The organism is Acidimicrobiales bacterium, from assembly GCA_036399815.1.
Classification (GTDB): domain Bacteria; phylum Actinomycetota; class Acidimicrobiia; order Acidimicrobiales; family DASWMK01; genus DASWMK01.
In genome coordinates, this window is record DASWMK010000218.1 from 15,459 (window position 1) to 32,886 (window position 17,428).

Genomic DNA, 17,428 nt, shown 5'->3' on the forward strand with positions numbered 1-17,428 from the left:
GGTCAGCGGATCGTGACGGTCACGTCGAACCGCCAGCCGGATGCGGCGCCCTGAGGGCCGTGGGGGACGAGGTCGGCGAGGTCGATGTCGTTCGGCTCGGTCGTCACCCGCGGGAACAGCGGGTTGGGGGTGCCGCGGCGGCGGGCGGCGATCCCCTTCCACAGGGTCCAGCCGTCCTCGTTGACGCGTCGGGCGAACTCGGACCGCTGCTCGTCTGTCGGCTGCTGGGCGGTCGGACCGCACCCGAGCGTCAACCGCACTCCGAGCCGGGCGCGGGGGACGATCACGCATGCCTGGCCGGAGCCGATCGGGGTGAGGCCGACGGAGACGGGGAAGACAATGAGCTGGTCGCAGCCGGGGGCGGGGTCGGCGACGAGCGGGCCGGCTTCCACGTAGGCGCCGGTCGGCGCCCGGTCCCCCAACGCGTCGACGGCGGCGGCGAGAAGGTCGTCGCAGGCGTCGGCGAGCTTCGTGTCGACCATCAGAACGGGGTCTTCGCTGCGGCGGCGGCGAGGAACGGCACCCAGCGGGCGACGACCTTGTCGAACCAGCCGGTCGCCGGGGTGCCGGGATGGTCGACGTAGCGGGCGAACACGGTGACGCCGCCCACGTCGAACGCCAGCACCTTCGCGTTGCGGGGAACGATCCGATGGGGTCGGGTGCCGTCGTTGGTGAACCCGGCCTGCTCGGTCGCCGCGCGCGCCGTGGCGGTGAGGCCGGCGACTTCGACGATGGTGGCCGCCTGGGTGGCGCCCGTGTCGTAGGGGGCGGCGGTCCGAAGCTCGGCTTCCATGTCGTCGCCGCCGACTTCGACGAGCGTCACCGTCCACCTGCCGAACCGCTCCCGGAGGGCAGAGGCGTCAGCCGGCATTGGATACGATCCGAGGGTGACGGTCGCCGAGCAAGCCGCCGCGATGTGGACGATGGCGATGCACGAGGCTGGTCACCCGGAGGTCAGCGCATACGCCGATTCGGTGGTCGCCTACGAGGACGACCCCGACAACTCGGTCCGGTTCCGCTTCCCGGATGGCCTCACAGTGAACCGGCCGAACCCGTTGCGGGACGACTACCGGCACGCGTGGGCTCTCGTGCGCGCCCGCCTGGGCTGAGGCGTCAGCCAGCACTCAGCACCTTCTCGGCCCGCTCCACCGCGTCCATCACGGTCTTGCGGGGGCCGCCGTCGCGGGCCTCCTCGACCTGTCGGACCGCGTCGGCGCGGGACGGGTCACGGTCCAGGTAGGCGACCACGTCGGCGGCGCGCTCTGGTATCCGATGGCCGGGGACGCCGAGAAGCGCCTCCGGCTGGGCGTTGACGGTCGGGGTGACGGCCGCCTGTTCGGCGGCGCGGCGGGTCGCCCGGTTGGTGCGGCGGACGCTGCCCTTCGTCTGCCGCCAGGTGCGGCCACGGTACGGGTCCATCGGGTGCTCCTCTCAGGTGCCGGCGTAGCGGAGCCGGCGGTCGGTGTCGGGCGACCAGACGCGGGGGCGGGCGACCATCCCCTTCGGGTTGACGGCCCGCAGGAAGGCGCGCACGGTGGGCGGCAGGCCGGATGCGGGGGACGAGTCGTCCGTCGGGTTCACCTCGTAGGTGACGTTCTGGCGTTGCAAGGTGCGGACCACCTCGTCGAGGTCGCATCCCTGCGAGCCGCCCCGCTGGAGGTACCAGCAGGCGAGGTCGGCGGCGGCCCGCTCCCCCGACGGCGGCGGCCGCTCGCCGTGCGTCCATGTCACCTCCCACGTCCCCGGCTCGGACGACGGCAGGTCGAGCCGCTGGCAGGCCGGCCACCGTTCCCCGTCGACGCGGACGAGGAACCGGTGGTCGTCCACCCGGTATGCCGCCTCGTCGAGGATCAGTCCGTCGACGACGACCTCGGTGACCGCGACGACGGGGCCGGGAAGCTCGACCTGCGCCAGCCCCGCCCCGCACGAGCAGACGCCGCCGCACAACGACCGGTAGCCCGACGGGGCCGGATCGCCCGGAAACCACCATGAGAGGCCCGTGGCGCCCCGCAGGCAGGGCCGGGCGGTGTCGCCACACTCCCCGGGGAACTGGAAGGCGCTGAGCCGCCACAGCAGGTCCGACGCGACCGCTATCGCGTTGGACGCCGCTTCGTCGCCGGAGGCGCCCGCGTCGCGGCACGCCAACTGGTCGGGCGTGCACCACGGTTCGCAGACGGTGTTCCGGGGGGCGGCCATCCCGCTACGGGATGGTCAGCGTCGCTGAGGCGCACACCTCGTCGGGCAGGTCGTCGGTGCCGTTCTCGAGCGGCTCCTGGAACCAGGCGAGCGTCCCGGCCTCGGCGATCGACGCTGGCAGGTCGCCGCCCGGGCCGGTGCCGAGGCTCAGGTTCTGGCGGCCCTTGAACGGCAGCGGCACGTTCAGCACCGACCGGTTGAGGGTGAAGTCGCCGATCCGGAACTTCGCGTGGGGGACCACGTACCGCCAGAAGACGAGCGACGTCCCGTCGACCGCCTGCTCCTCGCCGTCCCACGCGTACGTCCACCCCTCGACCGACACGGCGGGGACGGGGTCGCCCTTGCCGGGCATGGCGTAGCCGAGGACGGGGGCGTTCGCGCCGGTGCCGTCGCGGTAGAGGGTGCCGCCGGCGAGGAACTCGGCGAGGCCGGGGTTCGGGCCGCAGATGGTGAGCGTGCCGTTGTAGCCGATGATCTCGTCGTCGCCCTGCGCCCGGACGCACTCGGTGCCGTCGCCCAGCTCCTGGGTGAGGACCGACCCGTCGCGGTACTGCGGCTGGACGGCGAGGCTGATCGCCCGGGCGACGTACAGGTTGCCTGTCCCTTCGTCCGGCGCGCCGGTGGCGTCGAGCCGGGCGAACCTGGCCCGGAGGAACGAGTGTGAACCGAAGCACTCCATGTCGGGCCTCCTAGGCGGCGACGGGGACGGACACGAGGGAACGGACGGCCGAGCAGAGCCGGTCGAGGTCGTCGGAGGTGACCTGCTCCACTTCGACGGCGCGGCGGCGGGAGGCGGCCGAGCAGTGCGCGTACCAGGCGGGGTCGTCGAGCAGGCGGCGGACCTCGGCGGCGAAGTCGTCGGCGGTGGTGGCGAACACCCCAGCGTCGCCTAACGACTCTCGGAGGCCGGAGGTGGGGCAGGCGACGACCGGGATGCCGGAGCACATCGCCTCGACGGCGACCCGCCCCCACGACTCGTAGACGGAGGGGACGACCAGCACCTTGGTGCGGGCGTACACGTCGTCGCGCATCCGGGGGGTGTTGTCGACCACGTCGACGTTCGGCAGGGTCCGCACGTCCTGGGTGCCGTAGCCGCCCCGCACCCCGAGGAACCCCACGTCGGGCATCCGCTCCGCCAGATGCCAGAACACGTCGGCGCCCTTGTCCGGGTACAGGTTGACCAGCGTCACCCGGTCCCCCGGCTTGGTCGTGTAGCGGGCGACGGGGACGTGGGGGCGGGCGACGACCATCGGGCCCGGCCAGTGGAGCGTGTCGGCCACCCACCGGGAGTTGGCGACGACGAGGTCGGCTTCGCTGCGGCGGACCCGCCAGTGGGCGAGCTGCCGGTGGTTGTGCACCAGGTGGACGACCGGCCGGTGCGACTGCTTCGCGAGGGTGACGGCACGACGGGTGCAGTCCAGGTGGGTGAGGACCACGTCCGCCCACCGGTACGCCTGCCGGTCCCTGGTCACCGCGATCCCCTCCAACGGCTCCCCGGTGCGGCCGGTGGTGTTCAGCACCCGCACGTCGGCGCCCCGGTCGCGGAGGCCGACCATCACCTCGTGGGCGTACCATTCGGCGCCGGCGTTCTGGTGGGGCGGGTAGCCGTGGAAGTGGCCGAGCACCCGCAGGCCTCCCGGCTGGTGGCGCTCGACGCCGCTGAGGCGGGCGCGGTAAGGGTCCATCAGGCGGCCAGGTCGACGGTGGCGGCGAAGTGGCAGCACGGGTCGAACGTGGCGGCGACGGCCCGCTCGGCGAGCCAGGCACGCCGGTTCAGCTGAGGGTGGACCGCCTCCCGCTCCTCGACGGTGGACCGTCGGAGCGCGACCCTGCCGGTCGCGTACACCGTCTCGGTGCCCGACGCGCCGGTCGCCCCGCCCGGCCCGGTCCCCGGGTAGCCGGCGCCGGGAACGACGATCGACCCCATCCACGTGGTGATCAGGTTCGACCCGGCCTCCTTGCGGAGCAGGCCCTTCGACCCGGCGATCACCAGCGCCCGGACCGACAGGTGGATCATCCCCCGTCGGAGGCAGCCGGCCAGAGCCGCCTCTAGCTCGGCGAAGGTGTTCACGATCGTCGGGGTGTCGGCGGTGACGTCGACTGCGTTCCCGTCGGCGAGGAACGGGTTGCCCCATCCGGCGGCGACGGCGACCTCGCCGGTCCACAGCTCCCGTTCGATCAGCGCCGACTCGGCGGCGTCGAGCAGACGGCGGGTCGCGGCGGACCGGTCCTGGCCGGACAGGGTGGAGCACTCGCGGATGACCGCCACGTAGAACGGGTGGGCGGTCGCCTCCTCCTCGACGGCGACGACCGCCTGCTTCTGCCCGGCGTCCGGGTCGATCGCCCGTCCCACGGCGCCCACGTCGGAGCACGGCTCCGGCACCCAGGTGACGCCGCCGATCCACCGGTCGTCGGCCTCGGTGATCCGGGTGGCGGCGACGAGGATTCCCTGCAACGGCTCGGCCGGCGGGGTCGGCTCGACCGGCGCGGGAGGGGCTGCGGCGGTCAGCGCCGCCGTGCGTGCCTCCTCTGCGGTTCGGCCGACCCCACCGGCGACGTCGATCATCAGGCGGCCTCACCGCCCTGGGCGCCGGACTGCGGGTCGCAGGCGAAGTCGATGGCGCCGATCCGGGCGCCGGAGGCGCACAGGGTGGAGGTGCCGTCGATGCCGAGGACGCCGCGGAACAGGAGGCCTTCGAAGGTCTCCATGAACTGCCGGTACCGGTTGGTGCGGACCAGCTCGTCGTCCCGGTAGGCGTCGACCCGCAGCTCGCCGCCGTTCAGGAAGAACAGCGACCCCTCCGGGTACAGCAGCCACCGGACCGTCGCCGGGAACGACGGGAGGGCGCCGTCGGCGGTGGGGGCGGCGAGCACCTGGAGGTCCGGGGAGAAGGTGACGTTGACGCCGCGGGACTGGAGGTCGGCGACGAACTGCTGGCGGGCGTAGCGCATCTCGTCCCCGGTGGCCGGCAGCTGTCGGGACCGGTCGATGGACACCAGCCGGTCCGTCCAGTCGGGGAGGACCAGCCGCCACGCCTGGTCGCCGAGCCGGTGCGCCGAGCCGACGGTGGCGAGGGCGACGTCGACCGCGAACATCAGGTCGGGGAGGGCCGACACCTGCGCGCCGACCGTCTGGGCGAACACCCGGGGGTGGGCGCGGAACAGGTCGCGCAGCTTCTGCTCGGCGACTCGGGCGTGGACGACGGTCGCGAGCCGTTCGATGGCGGGCACCTTCTCCGGGTGGGCCCTGGTCTCGAACACGCCGAGGGTGATGCACGAGGTGGCCGCGTGGAGTTCGGCGTCCTCGGTGTCGCAGTCGACCTCGACGCAGGGCTTCCAGGTGGCCGGGTCGTCGGGGTCGACGGCCTCGTCCATCGCCGCCGTGTAGATGACCGCCGAGCCGGCGAGGTCGGCGACGGTCATCGGCTCGACGGCGGTCACCCGGCCGCGGGGGGCCTGCATGTCGACCATGGCGTCGCGGAACGGGCGGACGTCGGTGCCCCAGACGGGGACGTCGTAGATCGGCTGGGCGGGGGCGCAGCCGAAGCCGCCGGCGGCGGCGAGGGCGGTCGGGTCCGGTCCTGCCGCTGCGGCCTGGAGGGCGGCGATCCGTTCGGCGTTGACGACCGGGCTGTCCGTGAACCGCCGGTCCTCGGGGTACTCGATGACCGCCTCGCCGACGGTGCGCTGCCCGTCGCGGGCGCCCATCCGGTGGGCCATGTCGGCGGCGGCGGCGAACAGGTCGGCGGTGGTCGCCTGCCCGGTGCGGCCGGTGGCGGCGCCGACGGCGAGGCGGACCTCGGTCCGGCCCCGGCCGTGGGTGGCCGCGCCGGGGTCGGCGGTCGCGGCGGTGGGCCTGCGGCCGGTGGCGGCCTGCCGACGGGCGACGGCGGCGACCGTGGGCCGACGGCGGGGGGTCGGGGTCGCGGCGGCGGCGACCGGTTCGGGCGTGTCGGCCGTCGCGTCGTCCTCGCCGTTCGCCGCGTCGCCGTCCTCGCCCTCGTCGTCGCCCGTGTTGGCCTCGTCGCCCGCGTCGTCGGCCTCGTCGCCGGTCTCATCGTCGTCGGTGTCGCCGTTGATGACCCGAAGGGCGGCGTCCCTCGCCTCGGTGCGGATCGTCTGCGCCTCCCGCACCTCGGCGGCCAGGGTGGCGGCGTCCTGCAGGTCGGCGAGGGGGGTGGCCTCGTCGGCGGCGAGCGCCTGGATGCCGGCGAGCACCGAGTCGAGCGCGTCGGACGGCAGGTCGGCGAGCGCCTGACGGAACTCGGACCGCTCGTCGTCGGACAGCGGGTTGTCGGCGTCCCCGAGGCGCTGGGCGAGAGCGATCGTCGCCTCGTCGGCGCCGGCCTCGGTGAGCAGGCGGATCAGCTCGTCCACGGTGGTTCTCTCCGGGTTCTCGTCGCGTGTCGGCGGGCGAGCGCTCGGGGACTGGGTCCGCACCGAGGCACCGGGGCCGGGACGACTGGGTCGACCCTTGCCGGGCTCGTCGATCAGGATGAGCCGGCTGTTCGCGGCGGGTCCGGATGCAGCAGGATCAGGTCGACGTATCCGGCCGGGACGCTCCGGCGTCTGATCAGGGTGGTGAGGACGACGGGGTGGAAGCAGCGCGTGGTCGGAGCGGTCGTCGCAGCGGTCGTCGTCGTCGGCTGCTCAGGCAGCGGCTCGGAAGTGTCCCGGGACCGGTGCATGGCCTACTTCGAGGACCGGGTCGGGCATGACGTGGCCGACGACGGGTTCTGGGAGACGTTGCAGGACTGCGCCCGGGAGGGGCTTCTCCCGGAGGGGCAGAACGACCCGGGGTTCTACGAGTAGGTGCGGCGCCGGTTCTGGTGGTGGCTGGCGAGCCGGGACAAGGACGTCTGGTACGCCGCCCGTCTGCTCACCGAGGCCGGGCGGCGGGTGACGGGGTGGGCTGAGCGGCGGGCTAGGCGGCTGCCGGCATCGCACGCAGAGCACGGATCGCGGCGGGGTCGCCCTGAGCGCGTTCGTAGGCGCGGCACCGGTCCCGGTTGCGAGTGAAGGTGGGGTCGTCGGGTCGACGGTTGGTGGGGTGCCACAGGTGGACGAGGTCGCCGGCCACCCGGCTGTCGGGGGCGACGAGGGTGCGGAGCGCGCAGACGAAGGCGACATCCTCAAAGCCCCATCCGCGGAACGTGGGGTCCATCCCGCCGACCCGGTCGAACGCCGACCGGTGGAGGACGAGCACCCCGCCGAGGGAGCCGGTGGAGCGGGCCATCGGCTGGTCGAGGTCGCCGTCGCGGGTCGCCGGCCAGACCGGGGCGCCGTCGACCAGCTGTTCGGTGGCACGCCGGTTGAGGGGCATGTACCGGACGTAGGGGAGCACCCACCCCTGCCTGTGCGCCGCCTGGGTGATCGCGACGGTCGCCTGGTTGTAGTCGATCGTCAGGTCGGAGTCGGCGATGATCCGCACGTCGCCGGTGGCCTTCTCGGCGGCGGCGTTCACCGAGGCGGCACGGGAGAAGGGTCGGCCGCCGTCGTCGCCGAGGATCACCTCCATCCGGTAGCTGTTCGCGAGGAGCCGCTGCCAGCGGCGCCAGCACCACACCCACAGCCGCTCCCGCCACTCGGACTCGGGCCGGTACGGGACGAGCACCGACACCGTCGGCTGGATCATCCGACCGCCGCCGCTACAAGGTCGAGCAGCGCGGCCGCCGCACCATCTGGGGTATCAGCGACCGCGGACCGTTCGCCGCAGGATGCGCGCCACTGGAGCACACCGTCGGTCTCGGAGACGGTGAACGACACGGCGTTGCCGTCGCAGAGGGCTTCCACCGCGCGGACCATCGTCAGGAGGTTCCCGCCGGGCATCGCCGTCACCGACCCGGTGAAGGGAGCGAGGGAACCATCCACGAGTCGGCGGTGCTCACGACAGCGCGTCCTCTAGGACCGAACGGTTCCTGTCGGCGCACTCGCTGTGCCAGACGTAGCCGCCGCTCTCCACATGCTCGCCGCGGTCGCTCCACACGTCGTCGCCGCACCACTCGCAGATGCCGACATGCAGACCAGCGGCTATGGCCGCGGCGCGGGTCATGTCGTCGCTGCTCACGACACGGCCACCACGACGAGAATCGCACCCACCGCTGCGACGAGGATCACGGCGTCGGCGTCCTCCGCTGGCCATTCCACGTCCGGCGGAGGGCCGAGGAACATGTACCGAGCCGCCGAACCGGGCCGCACGCGATGCAGCACGCACTCGACCAGCCACGCCCACACCGGCTTCTCCCCGACAGCCCCGTAGCGGCGGCCCACCCACCTGCAGAACCGCTCTGCGCTACCCACGGCGCAGCCGCTTCGCGACGGCCGACGGCTCCCGGCGGACCGGGGCGACCTGGGACCGGGCGTAGGCGAGAGCTTCCGGCTCGAGATGGCGGGTGCGTCGCTCGAGCGTGGCGAGCCGGGCCGACAGGTTCTGCTCCATCCCGTGCATCGCGTCGACCAGCATCATCACCGAGGAGCCGTCCAGCTCCAGCGTCGCCCGCAGGTCGGCCCGCTGCCGCTTCTCGCATTCGGCGCAGCGGCGCACCATGCCGGCGGCGACGAGCGCGACCGTCTCCCCGGCGTCGGTCGTCGCCGCCATCCGCACCGACGCGGGCATCGGCAGGCCGGAGGCGGTGATCGTCTCCCGGCGGATCGGGAAGCCGCCGACGTTGACGGCGAGCAGGCCGACCAGCTCGCCGCCCCGCCAGTCTCCCGACAAGCAGAGCCCGCGGAGCACCCGCACCTGCGCCGCGGTCACGTCGGGCAGAAGCACGCCGGCCACCCAGGGTCCGTGGCGGCCGTTCGACACTCGGACATCGGCCCAGCCGAGGCCGGCGTGGGCGTAGTGGTCGCGCGCTTCGGACGGGCTGACGCCACGGGCGGTGGACGCGTGGTCGCAGCCGACCACCAGACGGCCGGTGTTTACCTCGGTCCCGTCGGCGCAGCGGGTCAGCCCCGTGTGGAACGACGCGTACGACTCGGGGCGGGGCGGGGACACGCAGGCGCCGGGGAAGCCGACATGGCAGGCGCCCCAGCAGGCGGCGTGGCCGTACACCCGGCCGTCGTCGGTGATGGTCAGCGGCACCGCCTGCCGGCCCTGGCCCTGGTCGACGTAGCGGTCGTCGCCGTCGTCCGGCTCCGTCATGTCGAACCAGGCTCGTGCCGGCAACGGCGGTGCGGCCGACCCGGCGGCCACCCGCGCCTCGTCGTCACCCGCCGTCTCGCCGCCCTCCAACGTGACGTAGGCGCGGGCGAAGGCGGGCATCGGCTCGACCGTCATGCCGATGATCTCGTAGGCGAGGAACCGCCAGCGGGTGCACCACTCGACCCCGTCCTCGTCCTCCTCCGTCTCCGCGCATTCGACTTCGACGGCGCCGGGGTCGACGGACACGCCGAACCGGCCAGCCCCGGCGATGATCGACCTCGCCTCCCGGCCGGCGTCGATCGCGAACCAGCGGCCCCTGCCCTGCGGCGCCGCCCGCTCTCCCAGCCCCGTCACCTCGGTGAAGAACCCGGCGAGGCGGGCCTCCCAGTGTGCCGGCAGGTTCTGGGTCTGGACGAACACCGGCATGGTGCTCACCGCCGGGTCGCGGGCCGTCCACGTGCAGTCGGTGAAGTCGCGGCCGTCGCCGGTGTCCTCCGAGAAGGCGAGCTCGGAGTACCACACGTCGGGCAGAAGTTCCGACTCGTTGACCCCGGCGGCGGCGGTGACGGTGTCGCCTAGCGCGGAGGCGACGAGGGCGACCGCCTGCTGCCGGGTGGGCACTTCGGTGGTGGTCCCGTCGCGGGTGTCGACCACCTGGACCGGGCCGTCGGCGCGCTGCTGGCGGATGGTGAACATCAGGCGGCCTCCTCCCCGGCGTGCCGGGTGTCGGGAAGCTGGTCGGCGGTGGGAGCTTCCACCAGGGTGGGGACCAGCGAACAGGTGCAGCCGGCGTGGTCGCCCGGCATGTAGTACGCGAGCCGCAGCCAGTCGCCCTCCGCACCCACACGCAGGACAGGGGCGGTGAAGTCGGCGAACTCGGTGCCGTCGAGATCGACATGCGGTTGGAACGGGCGGACTGCGCCGCCGTGCGTCCACGCCCACCCGCCGACCACGACGCCGGCTTCGGCGAGCACATCCGTGGTGGTCGGCCCGGTGGCGACCCCGAGCACCGGTGCCCCGTCGCCAGTGACCACGCCTCCCGCCGGGGTGTCAGCCAGATCGGTGTGGCCGCCCGCCGCGGCGAGCGCTCGCCGGACGACGCCGGCTTGGACGGCCATCGACGGGTCGTGCTCCCCGTTCGGGGGTTCGTCGTCGGCGGGGTCGAACAGCCGCCGCGACGCCAACGCGAGGAGGGCGGCGAGGAGGAGGCCCCAGCCGCGCTCCCGGTCGGTGTCGTGTCGGGCAGCCCACGCCTCGTCGTCGGCGTCCACGAACGGCGACACCGCCTGCCTCGCTCGCCGCTGAACTGCCGACACCCACGTGTCGTACTTGTCGGCCAGCCCGTCGAACACGCCATCCAGCGGGTCGCCGGCTTCGGCTACGACCGGATGGTCCCGTCCGAGCGCCCGGCCCACGTCCTCGGGGCGGACGTTGCGGAGCTGGGCGCGCAGGGCGGTGTCGCCGTTCGCCTTCGACCGCAGCCTCGCCCCCGCGACGCGGAGGGCGTTGGTGAGGGCTGCGTCGCAGGCGACGTGCAGCCGGTCGAACAACGACCGGTCCATGTCGGCCAGCCGGCGGGACAAGCTGCTCAGGTCGCGGGTGCGTGCGGCGACCAGCGCGGGCATCATCCGAGACGACGCTGCGATCACCCGGGACTGCTCCCCGCCGGGCAGCGGATTCTCGGCGCTCACGCCGCCGTCCGTGCCGGTGCTGCGGGTCGCGATGGCGAAGCGGGCGGCGATCTCCTCGTCGGTGGGGGCGTCGTCGTCGGACGCGCCGATCGCCCGCCGCACCGCCTCGACACCGACAGCGGGGACGGGAAGCTTGTTGGCGTCCATGAAGTCCTTCGCCCGGTTCGGGTGCGACACGATCGCCGACGGGTCGTCCCACACCACCAGCCGGTCCGCCACGTCCGCCGCGAACCCAGCCTCCAGCGCGGCGGGCCGGAGCCACGCGGAGGTCAGCGCCTCGGTTTGGAGGCGGACGCCGGGCTGCAAGTGGAACTGGTAGTCGGTTTCCGGGACCTGCCAGGCGGTCCAATGGTTCAGGTCGGCGAGGCCCTGCACGATCTCCGGGGGGAAGTCGCAGCCCTGGATGATGCCGGCGACCAGCCCCTTCATCCGCTCCTGCGTCTCCTTGTCGATCGGCCGGTCGAAGGTGACGTGCTTCGGTTCGCCCTCGTCCTTGCCGCCGCCGCCGATCAGCACGATCGGCAGGGCGCCGACCGCGGAGCCGGGGTCGCCGATCGGGGTGACCATCGCGTCGATGAACTCTTCGACCGCCTCGTCGAGCGTGCCCTTCGACTGGTCGGCCTTCGGCAGCCGCCAGGAGCCGGGGATCAGCAGGACGCCGTTCGCGGCCATCCTCGAGCGGGCCTTCCCCCGGTTGCCTGCGGCGAGCCACAGGAGTTCGTCGCAGTCGTCGAGCGTCCCCCACCAGACGGCGTCGGCGGCACGATGGTGGCGAGGATGGCGGCGCCACACGCGGATGAACACGTCGTCGGCGGTGACCGGGATGCGCTCGGTGCCGGCAAGGACGACCGGGCCCTCCGAGCGCCACTGCACCTCGTCGACCGACAGGACCTCCCAGGTGGCGGCCGGGTCGCCTTCGGCGGCGGCGCGGCCCCACCAGTAGCATTCGGCGGCCACGGTGAGGTTCAGGTCCGACACTCGTTGGAGTTCGCTCTGCCCGCCGTCCTTCGCTTTCCAGTCGGCGAGGACGTCGGCGGCGAACCCGACGAGGTCGGCGGGCGGCTTGTCGGCCTGGTCGATGTCGTCGGAGTCGAGCGCGTCCTGCAGTGGGATCGGCGGGGCGTCCGGGTCGACGGTCCAGGCGGGGAACAGGCGGACCATGCCGACGGCCGACGCGCGACGGTTGTACGCGTACTTGAGGAAGCCGACCTTGTCGTAGACGTTCCACGCTCTGGTTTGGACGGGGGTCGGCCGGCGGCGGGAGCGGCGGGCGGTGCCGTCGCCGAGGTCGAGTTTCGCTGCGGACGCGACGATCGTGCCCGGCTGGCGGAGGCTGCGGAACCGGTCGAGGATCGCCATGTCAGGCGGCCCGCTCGACGCTGATGTTGCGGTAGTCGACCATGTCGCCGGACCGGAAGTAGGCCGTCCGGCAGTAGTTGGCCCACGCCTCTGCCCCTCGCCGTGTCCAGCAGCGACGCAGGACTATGCGGCTCACCTCGTCCCAGCATCGCTGGCCGTTGTGCTCGCGTACCCCCGGTGGCGTCGGTGGCCGGTCGCATACCAGCACGGTCCGGCGCAGGACGACCTCCCACGCCATGTCAGCCGGCCTCGGGTCTGGCGATGTGGCCGTCGGCGCCGACCTGGCCATCGGCGAACCCGCCGGAGGCGTGCGCCCACCTGCTGATTCCGCCGTCGGAGCGGGTCAGCGGCTCCCCGCAGCCAGCGCAACGTCGGCTGGTGACCACCGGGACTGGCTGGTCGACCAGCGGAGGGCACCCACGCTTGTACCGGGTATACAGGCCATGTGGCACGCCGGGTCGGCCGGCGACGCCGATCCTCGCCCGCTCCCGCTCGCTCATGCCGCCCCACACGCCATGCTGCTCGTTGTGTGCCACGGCGAAGTCGCCGCACTGTCGGCGGACCGTGCACTCCGCGCACACCCGCTTGGCGACGATCACGCTCGCATCGTCGGACGGGAACATGTCCACGGTCCGGCCCTTGCATGCCGCCTGCGCCATCCACGCCGTCTCGGCGCGAACGCTCGCCGCGATCACCGCTGCTCCCACGCGGCGACCAGCCCCGCCACCGCGGACGCCGCCAGCACCGCCGCACCCGACCGCCACACCGCCACCGGCAGCACCCACCACGACCCGACCGCCAGCCCAGCGACCCACATCGACGCGCACCACGGGCAGGTGATCAGGTCGCCGACCTTCACCCGCAGCGTCGCCGCCCGGCCGTCACGTTCGGACCAGGCGACGACCCGGTCGCGGGTGCCCTCCCAGATCGTGTCCTCGGTGACCAGGCGGGTCGCCCGGTACACGGCGAGCGCGCCGAGGAGAGCGTCGAGCCAGGTCACGTCCGGTCCCGGAGGATCAGCGCCACACGGGCGGCGACCACGACGAGGCCAGCGGCGGCTAGAGCGGCGGCGACGGGGATGATGGCCCGCAGCCCACAGCGTTCGGTCACCGGACCAGCAGGACGAGCGTGTTGGCGGCCAGCAGCAGGACGATCACCAGCCACACGCCGACGACCGACCGGCTGGGGCGCTCGTCGGCGCGCCGGATGCGGACCCGCTCAGCCGGCATCGTCGGGCCGACGAATCGGGGGTGCCCACTTCCCCGCGAACCGGCCGATCATCGTCGCCCGATCTGCGGCGCCTCATCCGTCTCTTGCAGAACCGTCAGCGTGCGACGGACTTCTTGCAGCCGAGCTGCGACTTCGGTGGCGAGGGGCGAGTACATGACCCGCTCGGCCAGGTGCAGGGCGGCGTTCGACTCGCTCTGTCGGGACAGGTGCCGGTCCACCTGCGAGAGCGTCGCTTCGAGCTTCTGCAACTCGCGGATCAGGTCGTTCCCGTGCATCGTCACGTCCGCACCGCCTCGGGCGGGGTGAACCGCTGCACCGCCTTGTCCACCTGGCAGCCGCACGACACCCGAAGCCGGGTCGCCGCCCACACCCCGTCGTCCGTCACCACACTCAGCTGGTTGCCCTGCTGCGTCCACGACGCCCCCGGCAGGTCACGGACCAGCACCACACCGGGCGCCACCGACGGCAGCCCCGGATGGCGGCTCGCCTTCCCGAAGAAGCGGACACCGCCGTCGTCGGTGACAACACGGACCCGGTCGAGACGGGAGCCGTCCGGGGCGACCACCCTGCACGGGTAGAGGTCGGGCATCCGACAAGAGATCCCACGGCCGGCTGCCGGACGGACGGATGCAGAAGGTCAGACGGCGTGCTCCGGGATACGCCGCTGCGCCACCCGCTTCGCCGCCAGCACCCTCGGCCGGGAATCGTCGTCCCAGAAGGCCTGCACCACGGCATCGCCGTCGTCTGTCGACCTGCCGAGCCGCTTGCGGATGTCGTCCTTTCCCTCCACTTGGAGGCGGCCACCCGCCATCACCCGCCACTTCGGCGCCGTCAGATCCCCCGTCAGCAGATCATCCGGCGGGAGCGCCACCTCTTCCCCGCCGTCGGGGTCGAGCAGCTCCCGCAGATTCCACCAAGCCGCCGACCGCTTGTTCGTGAACCCCAACTCCCCGGAGCGGTCCCGCTTCGTCGTCCCCTCCGACGCGTTGAACGGGACGGCCCGGTCGCCCACCTCGTCTACGAGCTCGTCGTACACGCCAGCGCCGACGCCGATCACGTCGACCACAGCGACCGCCTGGACATGCACGTCCAAGACCCCCTTCACCACACCCGACGTAGCCGTCGTTCCCTGCCGGCCGTACCGGCGCAGCTCCGACACCAGCGGCCCGTGACGGAAGCTCAGCACCGTCCGGTCCGACCCCGAGCGAGCCACGTCCACGCCGACATGAGTGAGCGGCGACGCCGGCCGGCCGGCGTCATGCCAGCGCCGCCACCGTTCGTTCGCTAGTTCGACCCACGCCAACGGGATCACCCCGTCCTCGTCGCTTGAAGCGAACTCCCCTTCCACCCGGTTCTGGTAGACCGCCGAGTCCCTCCCCCACTGGCGGGCCCGCTGCTCCGCCCACCTGGCCGACATCCGCCCCGCCGCCACCACTTCCGCCTTCGTCACATGCCGCACCCACCAGTCCTCGAGACCCGGTTGCCGCTTGTGGATTTCGTGGAACCGGCCGTTCGGCTCACCTGGAGTCGACGACGCCAAGGCGTACGCCTCGTGAGCGGTGTCCGACCCGGCGCCGGAGAACGCCCCCTCCGCGGCGTCGAAGGTCGCCGCTGGAATCGCCTTCGCCTCATCGAAGATGTACAGGAGGGCGTCGGCGTGGGCGCCCTCGATGCGGGCCGGGTCATTGCTCGCGACCGCGAACGCCTCGCCATGGCGGAGCTTGAGGTGCAGGTCCAACAGTTCGGTACGTGGTGAGAACGGCGGCCTGCCCAGTCGGTCCCAGCGCAGACGACGCGCCCACTTGTGCACCTCGGGCCACAGGTACTGCTGCAACTGCCGCCAGGCGCTCGCCGTGGTGGGCACCTTCCAATCGACCCCGGCTGCATCGCGAGTCGTTGAGAACCAGAGCAGGCCTATGGCGTTCCCGGTCGTCTTCCCCAGCCCATGTGGTCCCCGAACAGCCGCTCGGCCATGATCCACGAGGGCTGACAGGACCTCCTCCTGGTAGCAGGTGAGACGCTGACCCTCAGGCCAGTCGATCATGTCCCTCGCCCAGGCCGCCGGCCGGTAGTAGTACCGCTCCAGCCGCAGGCCTGCCGCGAGCTTGTGCTGCTGCTCAGCGTTCGCCAGCGTCAGCCGACGTTCGAGTTCCGCCCGGCTTCCGATCCGGTCGACGAGCGTCAAGCGCCCCTCCGGCGCTCCCTCCACGCCTCCAACTCGTCCCACGCCTCCAGCGCCTCACGGCGGGGATCACCACCGAGCGTCTCGGTTCGCTGCGTCGCCTCACCCGTCAACAGCTGCACCTTGTCCACCGCGATCCCGATGGCGGTCATGATCTTCACCTGCTCGCCGAACGTCGGCTGGTCCCGCTCCACCACGGCGATCTCCACCCGACCCGGGTGACCCCGGCCACCCGAGAGGGCTATCGGCTTCTGCTCGACGCAGGGGGCGAACAGCTGGACGCGCAACCGCTCCACGTCCCCCATCAGTGCTTCGGCCAGCCGCTCACGACGCTCCGCCATGGTGGCCCGCACGGCGGCTGCAGCCGCCGGGTTTTGGTTGCAACCCTCCACCCCGGCCCTGCTGGCCCACGACTTGAGGGTCCCGCGAGGGACGCCGGTCGCCTGCTCGGCGGCGGCGATGCCTTCGGTGGCGTACAGGCGGAGCGCCTCGGCCTTGACGGCGTCGTCGTACTTGGTGCGGGGCATCTCGGGCTTCGTTCTACTCGTCGGGGGTGTAGGAGGACTTGGACATGAGAATCAGGCGGGGTTCTCGACGGTCTCGCTGTCGCCGCAGCGGTCGCACCAGCGCGCCACCGCGTGGCCGTCCCACCTGCGAAGCTCGGTCCACTGGTGCCCCTCCTCCAGGCAGCGGAGCACGTCGAGCGGGTCGGGGGCCAGCGCCAGTCGAAGGGCCGCTGCCGCACGCTCGTCTGTCTCGGCGTCAGCTCCTGACCACACGTCGGTGAGCATGTCGGACCGCCACTGCACGTCCACCTCCGGGGCGCGATGCCGTTCCGTCTGTCCGATGCTCGCGAGGGCTGCATCCGGGGCCACCAACGAAACGAGACGGGCGAGCATCAGGCCACCTGCTCGAACAGCGACGGCTCAGGTGCAGATGCTCGGCGATGACCGAACTGTCGGGCCGTCTCTTCGACATGGCAGCGATGGCACAGCGTCTCAAGGCCGTCGAGATGATGGTGACAGCCGACGACTGCGTGCCTGCCGAGAATGGGGTTGATGTGGTTGACCTCCAACGACGACACCCGGAGGAACGCCCAGTAGGCCTCCCGTGCGCTCGGCGCCCATGTAGGCACCGGGCCGCAGACGAGACACAGCAGGTGGGCGAACTCCTCGCGGCGCTGACGTTCCTCCTGCGGGTCGTGGCCGCAACGGACGCACCGGTTGCCGTCGCGGCGCTTCGCCGCCTCACGGGCCTCGTTCCAACCGTGGTTCTCCCAGTAGGCCGTCGAGCACGCTGTGCTGCACCAGCGGCGGGCGCGCCCGGTGAGCTTCGCCCCGCACCAGTCACAGCCCTCCGGAGCGGCCATCGCAGCGGGACAACCCATGGGCCTACCGCTCCAGTGTCACGCCGTCGGGGGACACCAGCCGCCAACCCCCCGTCAGCAGGCCGTTCACCGCCGCCACCGCCGCGTGGTGCGTCGTCGTGGACAGCGCCTCGTAGGTCACGTCCACCGCCGCGTCGAACGCCTTCGCTTCCGGAGCGGGAAGGTCGGGGCGGTCACCGAGGTCGCACACCAGCGCCGCCATCAGATCGTGCGACGCTCGACTGACACACCGCGAGAGA

General features: G+C 72.6%; 27 protein-coding genes. 2 read left to right on the top strand and 25 right to left on the bottom strand.

Going from position 1 to position 17,428, the window contains the following annotated elements; genetic code table 11:
* Positions 1 to 2: 2 nt before the first annotated feature.
* Complete coding sequence (locus VGB14_16305) at positions 3 to 482, bottom strand: hypothetical protein (GenBank protein ID HEX9994493.1); 480 nt, start codon at positions 480 to 482, stop codon at positions 3 to 5.
* A complete protein-coding gene (locus tag VGB14_16310; protein ID HEX9994494.1) occupies positions 482 to 823 on the bottom strand; it encodes a hypothetical protein in 342 nt (113 codons plus the stop codon). The genes VGB14_16305 and VGB14_16310 overlap by 1 nt, the downstream gene beginning before the upstream one ends.
* Before the next feature lie 64 nt (positions 824 to 887).
* Here VGB14_16310 and VGB14_16315 point away from each other — a divergent pair, with 64 nt between their 5' ends.
* Positions 888 to 1,109 (top strand): hypothetical protein, encoded by a 222-nt coding sequence (locus tag VGB14_16315; GenBank protein HEX9994495.1) that lies wholly within the window; start codon positions 888 to 890, stop codon positions 1,107 to 1,109.
* A 4-nt stretch (positions 1,110 to 1,113) separates the two neighbouring features.
* Here VGB14_16315 and VGB14_16320 read toward each other — a convergent pair whose 3' ends face one another.
* The 6 genes from VGB14_16320 to VGB14_16345 are packed head-to-tail and all read right to left on the bottom strand — an operon-like array spanning position 1,114 to position 6,573.
* Positions 1,114 to 1,419: a hypothetical protein gene (locus VGB14_16320; GenBank protein HEX9994496.1), complete on the bottom strand. Its 306-nt coding sequence runs from the start codon at positions 1,417 to 1,419 to the stop codon at positions 1,114 to 1,116.
* Between the two features lie 12 nt (positions 1,420 to 1,431).
* Positions 1,432 to 2,196, bottom strand: a complete 765-nt coding sequence (locus VGB14_16325; GenBank protein HEX9994497.1) for a hypothetical protein — start codon at positions 2,194 to 2,196, stop codon at positions 1,432 to 1,434.
* 4 nt (positions 2,197 to 2,200) lie between these two features.
* Entirely contained in the window at positions 2,201 to 2,875 is a 675-nt protein-coding gene (locus VGB14_16330) for a hypothetical protein (GenBank protein HEX9994498.1), read from the bottom strand.
* Positions 2,876 to 2,885: 10 nt separating this feature from the next.
* Positions 2,886 to 3,881, bottom strand: a complete 996-nt coding sequence (locus VGB14_16335) for a glycosyltransferase family 4 protein (protein ID HEX9994499.1) — start codon at positions 3,879 to 3,881, stop codon at positions 2,886 to 2,888.
* Complete coding sequence (locus VGB14_16340) at positions 3,881 to 4,762, bottom strand: hypothetical protein (protein ID HEX9994500.1); 882 nt, start codon at positions 4,760 to 4,762, stop codon at positions 3,881 to 3,883. Before VGB14_16340 ends, VGB14_16335 begins: the two co-directional genes overlap by 1 nt.
* Positions 4,762 to 6,573, bottom strand: coding sequence for a major capsid protein (locus tag VGB14_16345; GenBank protein ID HEX9994501.1), 1,812 nt, complete (start codon positions 6,571 to 6,573; stop codon positions 4,762 to 4,764). Before VGB14_16345 ends, VGB14_16340 begins: the two co-directional genes overlap by 1 nt.
* A 204-nt stretch (positions 6,574 to 6,777) precedes the next feature.
* Here VGB14_16345 and VGB14_16350 point away from each other — a divergent pair, with 204 nt between their 5' ends.
* Entirely contained in the window at positions 6,778 to 7,008 is a 231-nt protein-coding gene (locus tag VGB14_16350; protein ID HEX9994502.1) for a hypothetical protein, read from the top strand.
* A gap of 112 nt (positions 7,009 to 7,120) precedes the next feature.
* Here the strand turns inward: VGB14_16350 and VGB14_16355 are convergent, their stop codons facing one another.
* The 17 genes from VGB14_16355 to VGB14_16435 form a co-directional block, all read right to left on the bottom strand.
* Positions 7,121 to 7,831 (bottom strand): galactosyltransferase-related protein, encoded by a 711-nt coding sequence (locus tag VGB14_16355; GenBank protein HEX9994503.1) that lies wholly within the window; start codon positions 7,829 to 7,831, stop codon positions 7,121 to 7,123.
* A complete protein-coding gene (locus VGB14_16360; GenBank protein HEX9994504.1) occupies positions 7,828 to 8,067 on the bottom strand; it encodes a hypothetical protein in 240 nt (79 codons plus the stop codon). The genes VGB14_16355 and VGB14_16360 overlap by 4 nt, the downstream gene beginning before the upstream one ends.
* A gap of 13 nt (positions 8,068 to 8,080) precedes the next feature.
* Positions 8,081 to 8,263 (bottom strand): hypothetical protein, encoded by a 183-nt coding sequence (locus tag VGB14_16365; GenBank protein ID HEX9994505.1) that lies wholly within the window; start codon positions 8,261 to 8,263, stop codon positions 8,081 to 8,083.
* Entirely contained in the window at positions 8,260 to 8,466 is a 207-nt protein-coding gene (locus VGB14_16370; GenBank protein HEX9994506.1) for a hypothetical protein, read from the bottom strand. Before VGB14_16370 ends, VGB14_16365 begins: the two co-directional genes overlap by 4 nt.
* 22 nt (positions 8,467 to 8,488) lie before the next feature.
* Complete coding sequence (locus VGB14_16375; GenBank protein HEX9994507.1) at positions 8,489 to 10,036, bottom strand: hypothetical protein; 1,548 nt, start codon at positions 10,034 to 10,036, stop codon at positions 8,489 to 8,491.
* Positions 10,036 to 12,192 (bottom strand): hypothetical protein, encoded by a 2,157-nt coding sequence (locus VGB14_16380; protein HEX9994508.1) that lies wholly within the window; start codon positions 12,190 to 12,192, stop codon positions 10,036 to 10,038. The genes VGB14_16375 and VGB14_16380 overlap by 1 nt, the downstream gene beginning before the upstream one ends.
* Positions 12,193 to 12,391: 199 nt before the next feature.
* On the bottom strand, positions 12,392 to 12,526 hold the full coding sequence (locus tag VGB14_16385) for a hypothetical protein (protein HEX9994509.1): 135 nt from the start codon (positions 12,524 to 12,526) through the stop codon (positions 12,392 to 12,394).
* Positions 12,527 to 12,629: 103 nt separating this feature from the next.
* Positions 12,630 to 13,085, bottom strand: coding sequence for a WhiB family transcriptional regulator (locus VGB14_16390; GenBank protein ID HEX9994510.1), 456 nt, complete (start codon positions 13,083 to 13,085; stop codon positions 12,630 to 12,632).
* Positions 13,082 to 13,390, bottom strand: coding sequence for a DUF1360 domain-containing protein (locus VGB14_16395; protein ID HEX9994511.1), 309 nt, complete (start codon positions 13,388 to 13,390; stop codon positions 13,082 to 13,084). Before VGB14_16395 ends, VGB14_16390 begins: the two co-directional genes overlap by 4 nt.
* Before the next feature lie 106 nt (positions 13,391 to 13,496).
* Entirely contained in the window at positions 13,497 to 13,619 is a 123-nt protein-coding gene (locus VGB14_16400; GenBank protein HEX9994512.1) for a hypothetical protein, read from the bottom strand.
* A 48-nt stretch (positions 13,620 to 13,667) separates the two neighbouring features.
* A complete protein-coding gene (locus VGB14_16405; GenBank protein ID HEX9994513.1) occupies positions 13,668 to 13,901 on the bottom strand; it encodes a hypothetical protein in 234 nt (77 codons plus the stop codon).
* Positions 13,898 to 14,209: a hypothetical protein gene (locus VGB14_16410; GenBank protein HEX9994514.1), complete on the bottom strand. Its 312-nt coding sequence runs from the start codon at positions 14,207 to 14,209 to the stop codon at positions 13,898 to 13,900. The genes VGB14_16405 and VGB14_16410 overlap by 4 nt, the downstream gene beginning before the upstream one ends.
* Positions 14,210 to 14,257: 48 nt before the next feature.
* Positions 14,258 to 15,805 (bottom strand): hypothetical protein, encoded by a 1,548-nt coding sequence (locus VGB14_16415; GenBank protein HEX9994515.1) that lies wholly within the window; start codon positions 15,803 to 15,805, stop codon positions 14,258 to 14,260.
* On the bottom strand, positions 15,802 to 16,329 hold the full coding sequence (locus VGB14_16420; GenBank protein ID HEX9994516.1) for a hypothetical protein: 528 nt from the start codon (positions 16,327 to 16,329) through the stop codon (positions 15,802 to 15,804). The genes VGB14_16415 and VGB14_16420 overlap by 4 nt, the downstream gene beginning before the upstream one ends.
* A gap of 51 nt (positions 16,330 to 16,380) precedes the next feature.
* Positions 16,381 to 16,617, bottom strand: a complete 237-nt coding sequence (locus tag VGB14_16425; protein HEX9994517.1) for a hypothetical protein — start codon at positions 16,615 to 16,617, stop codon at positions 16,381 to 16,383.
* Positions 16,618 to 16,700: 83 nt separating this feature from the next.
* Positions 16,701 to 17,171, bottom strand: coding sequence for a hypothetical protein (locus VGB14_16430; protein ID HEX9994518.1), 471 nt, complete (start codon positions 17,169 to 17,171; stop codon positions 16,701 to 16,703).
* Positions 17,172 to 17,193: 22 nt separating this feature from the next.
* The coding region (locus VGB14_16435) for a hypothetical protein (GenBank protein ID HEX9994519.1) at positions 17,194 to 17,428 on the bottom strand (235 nt) is incomplete at its 5' end.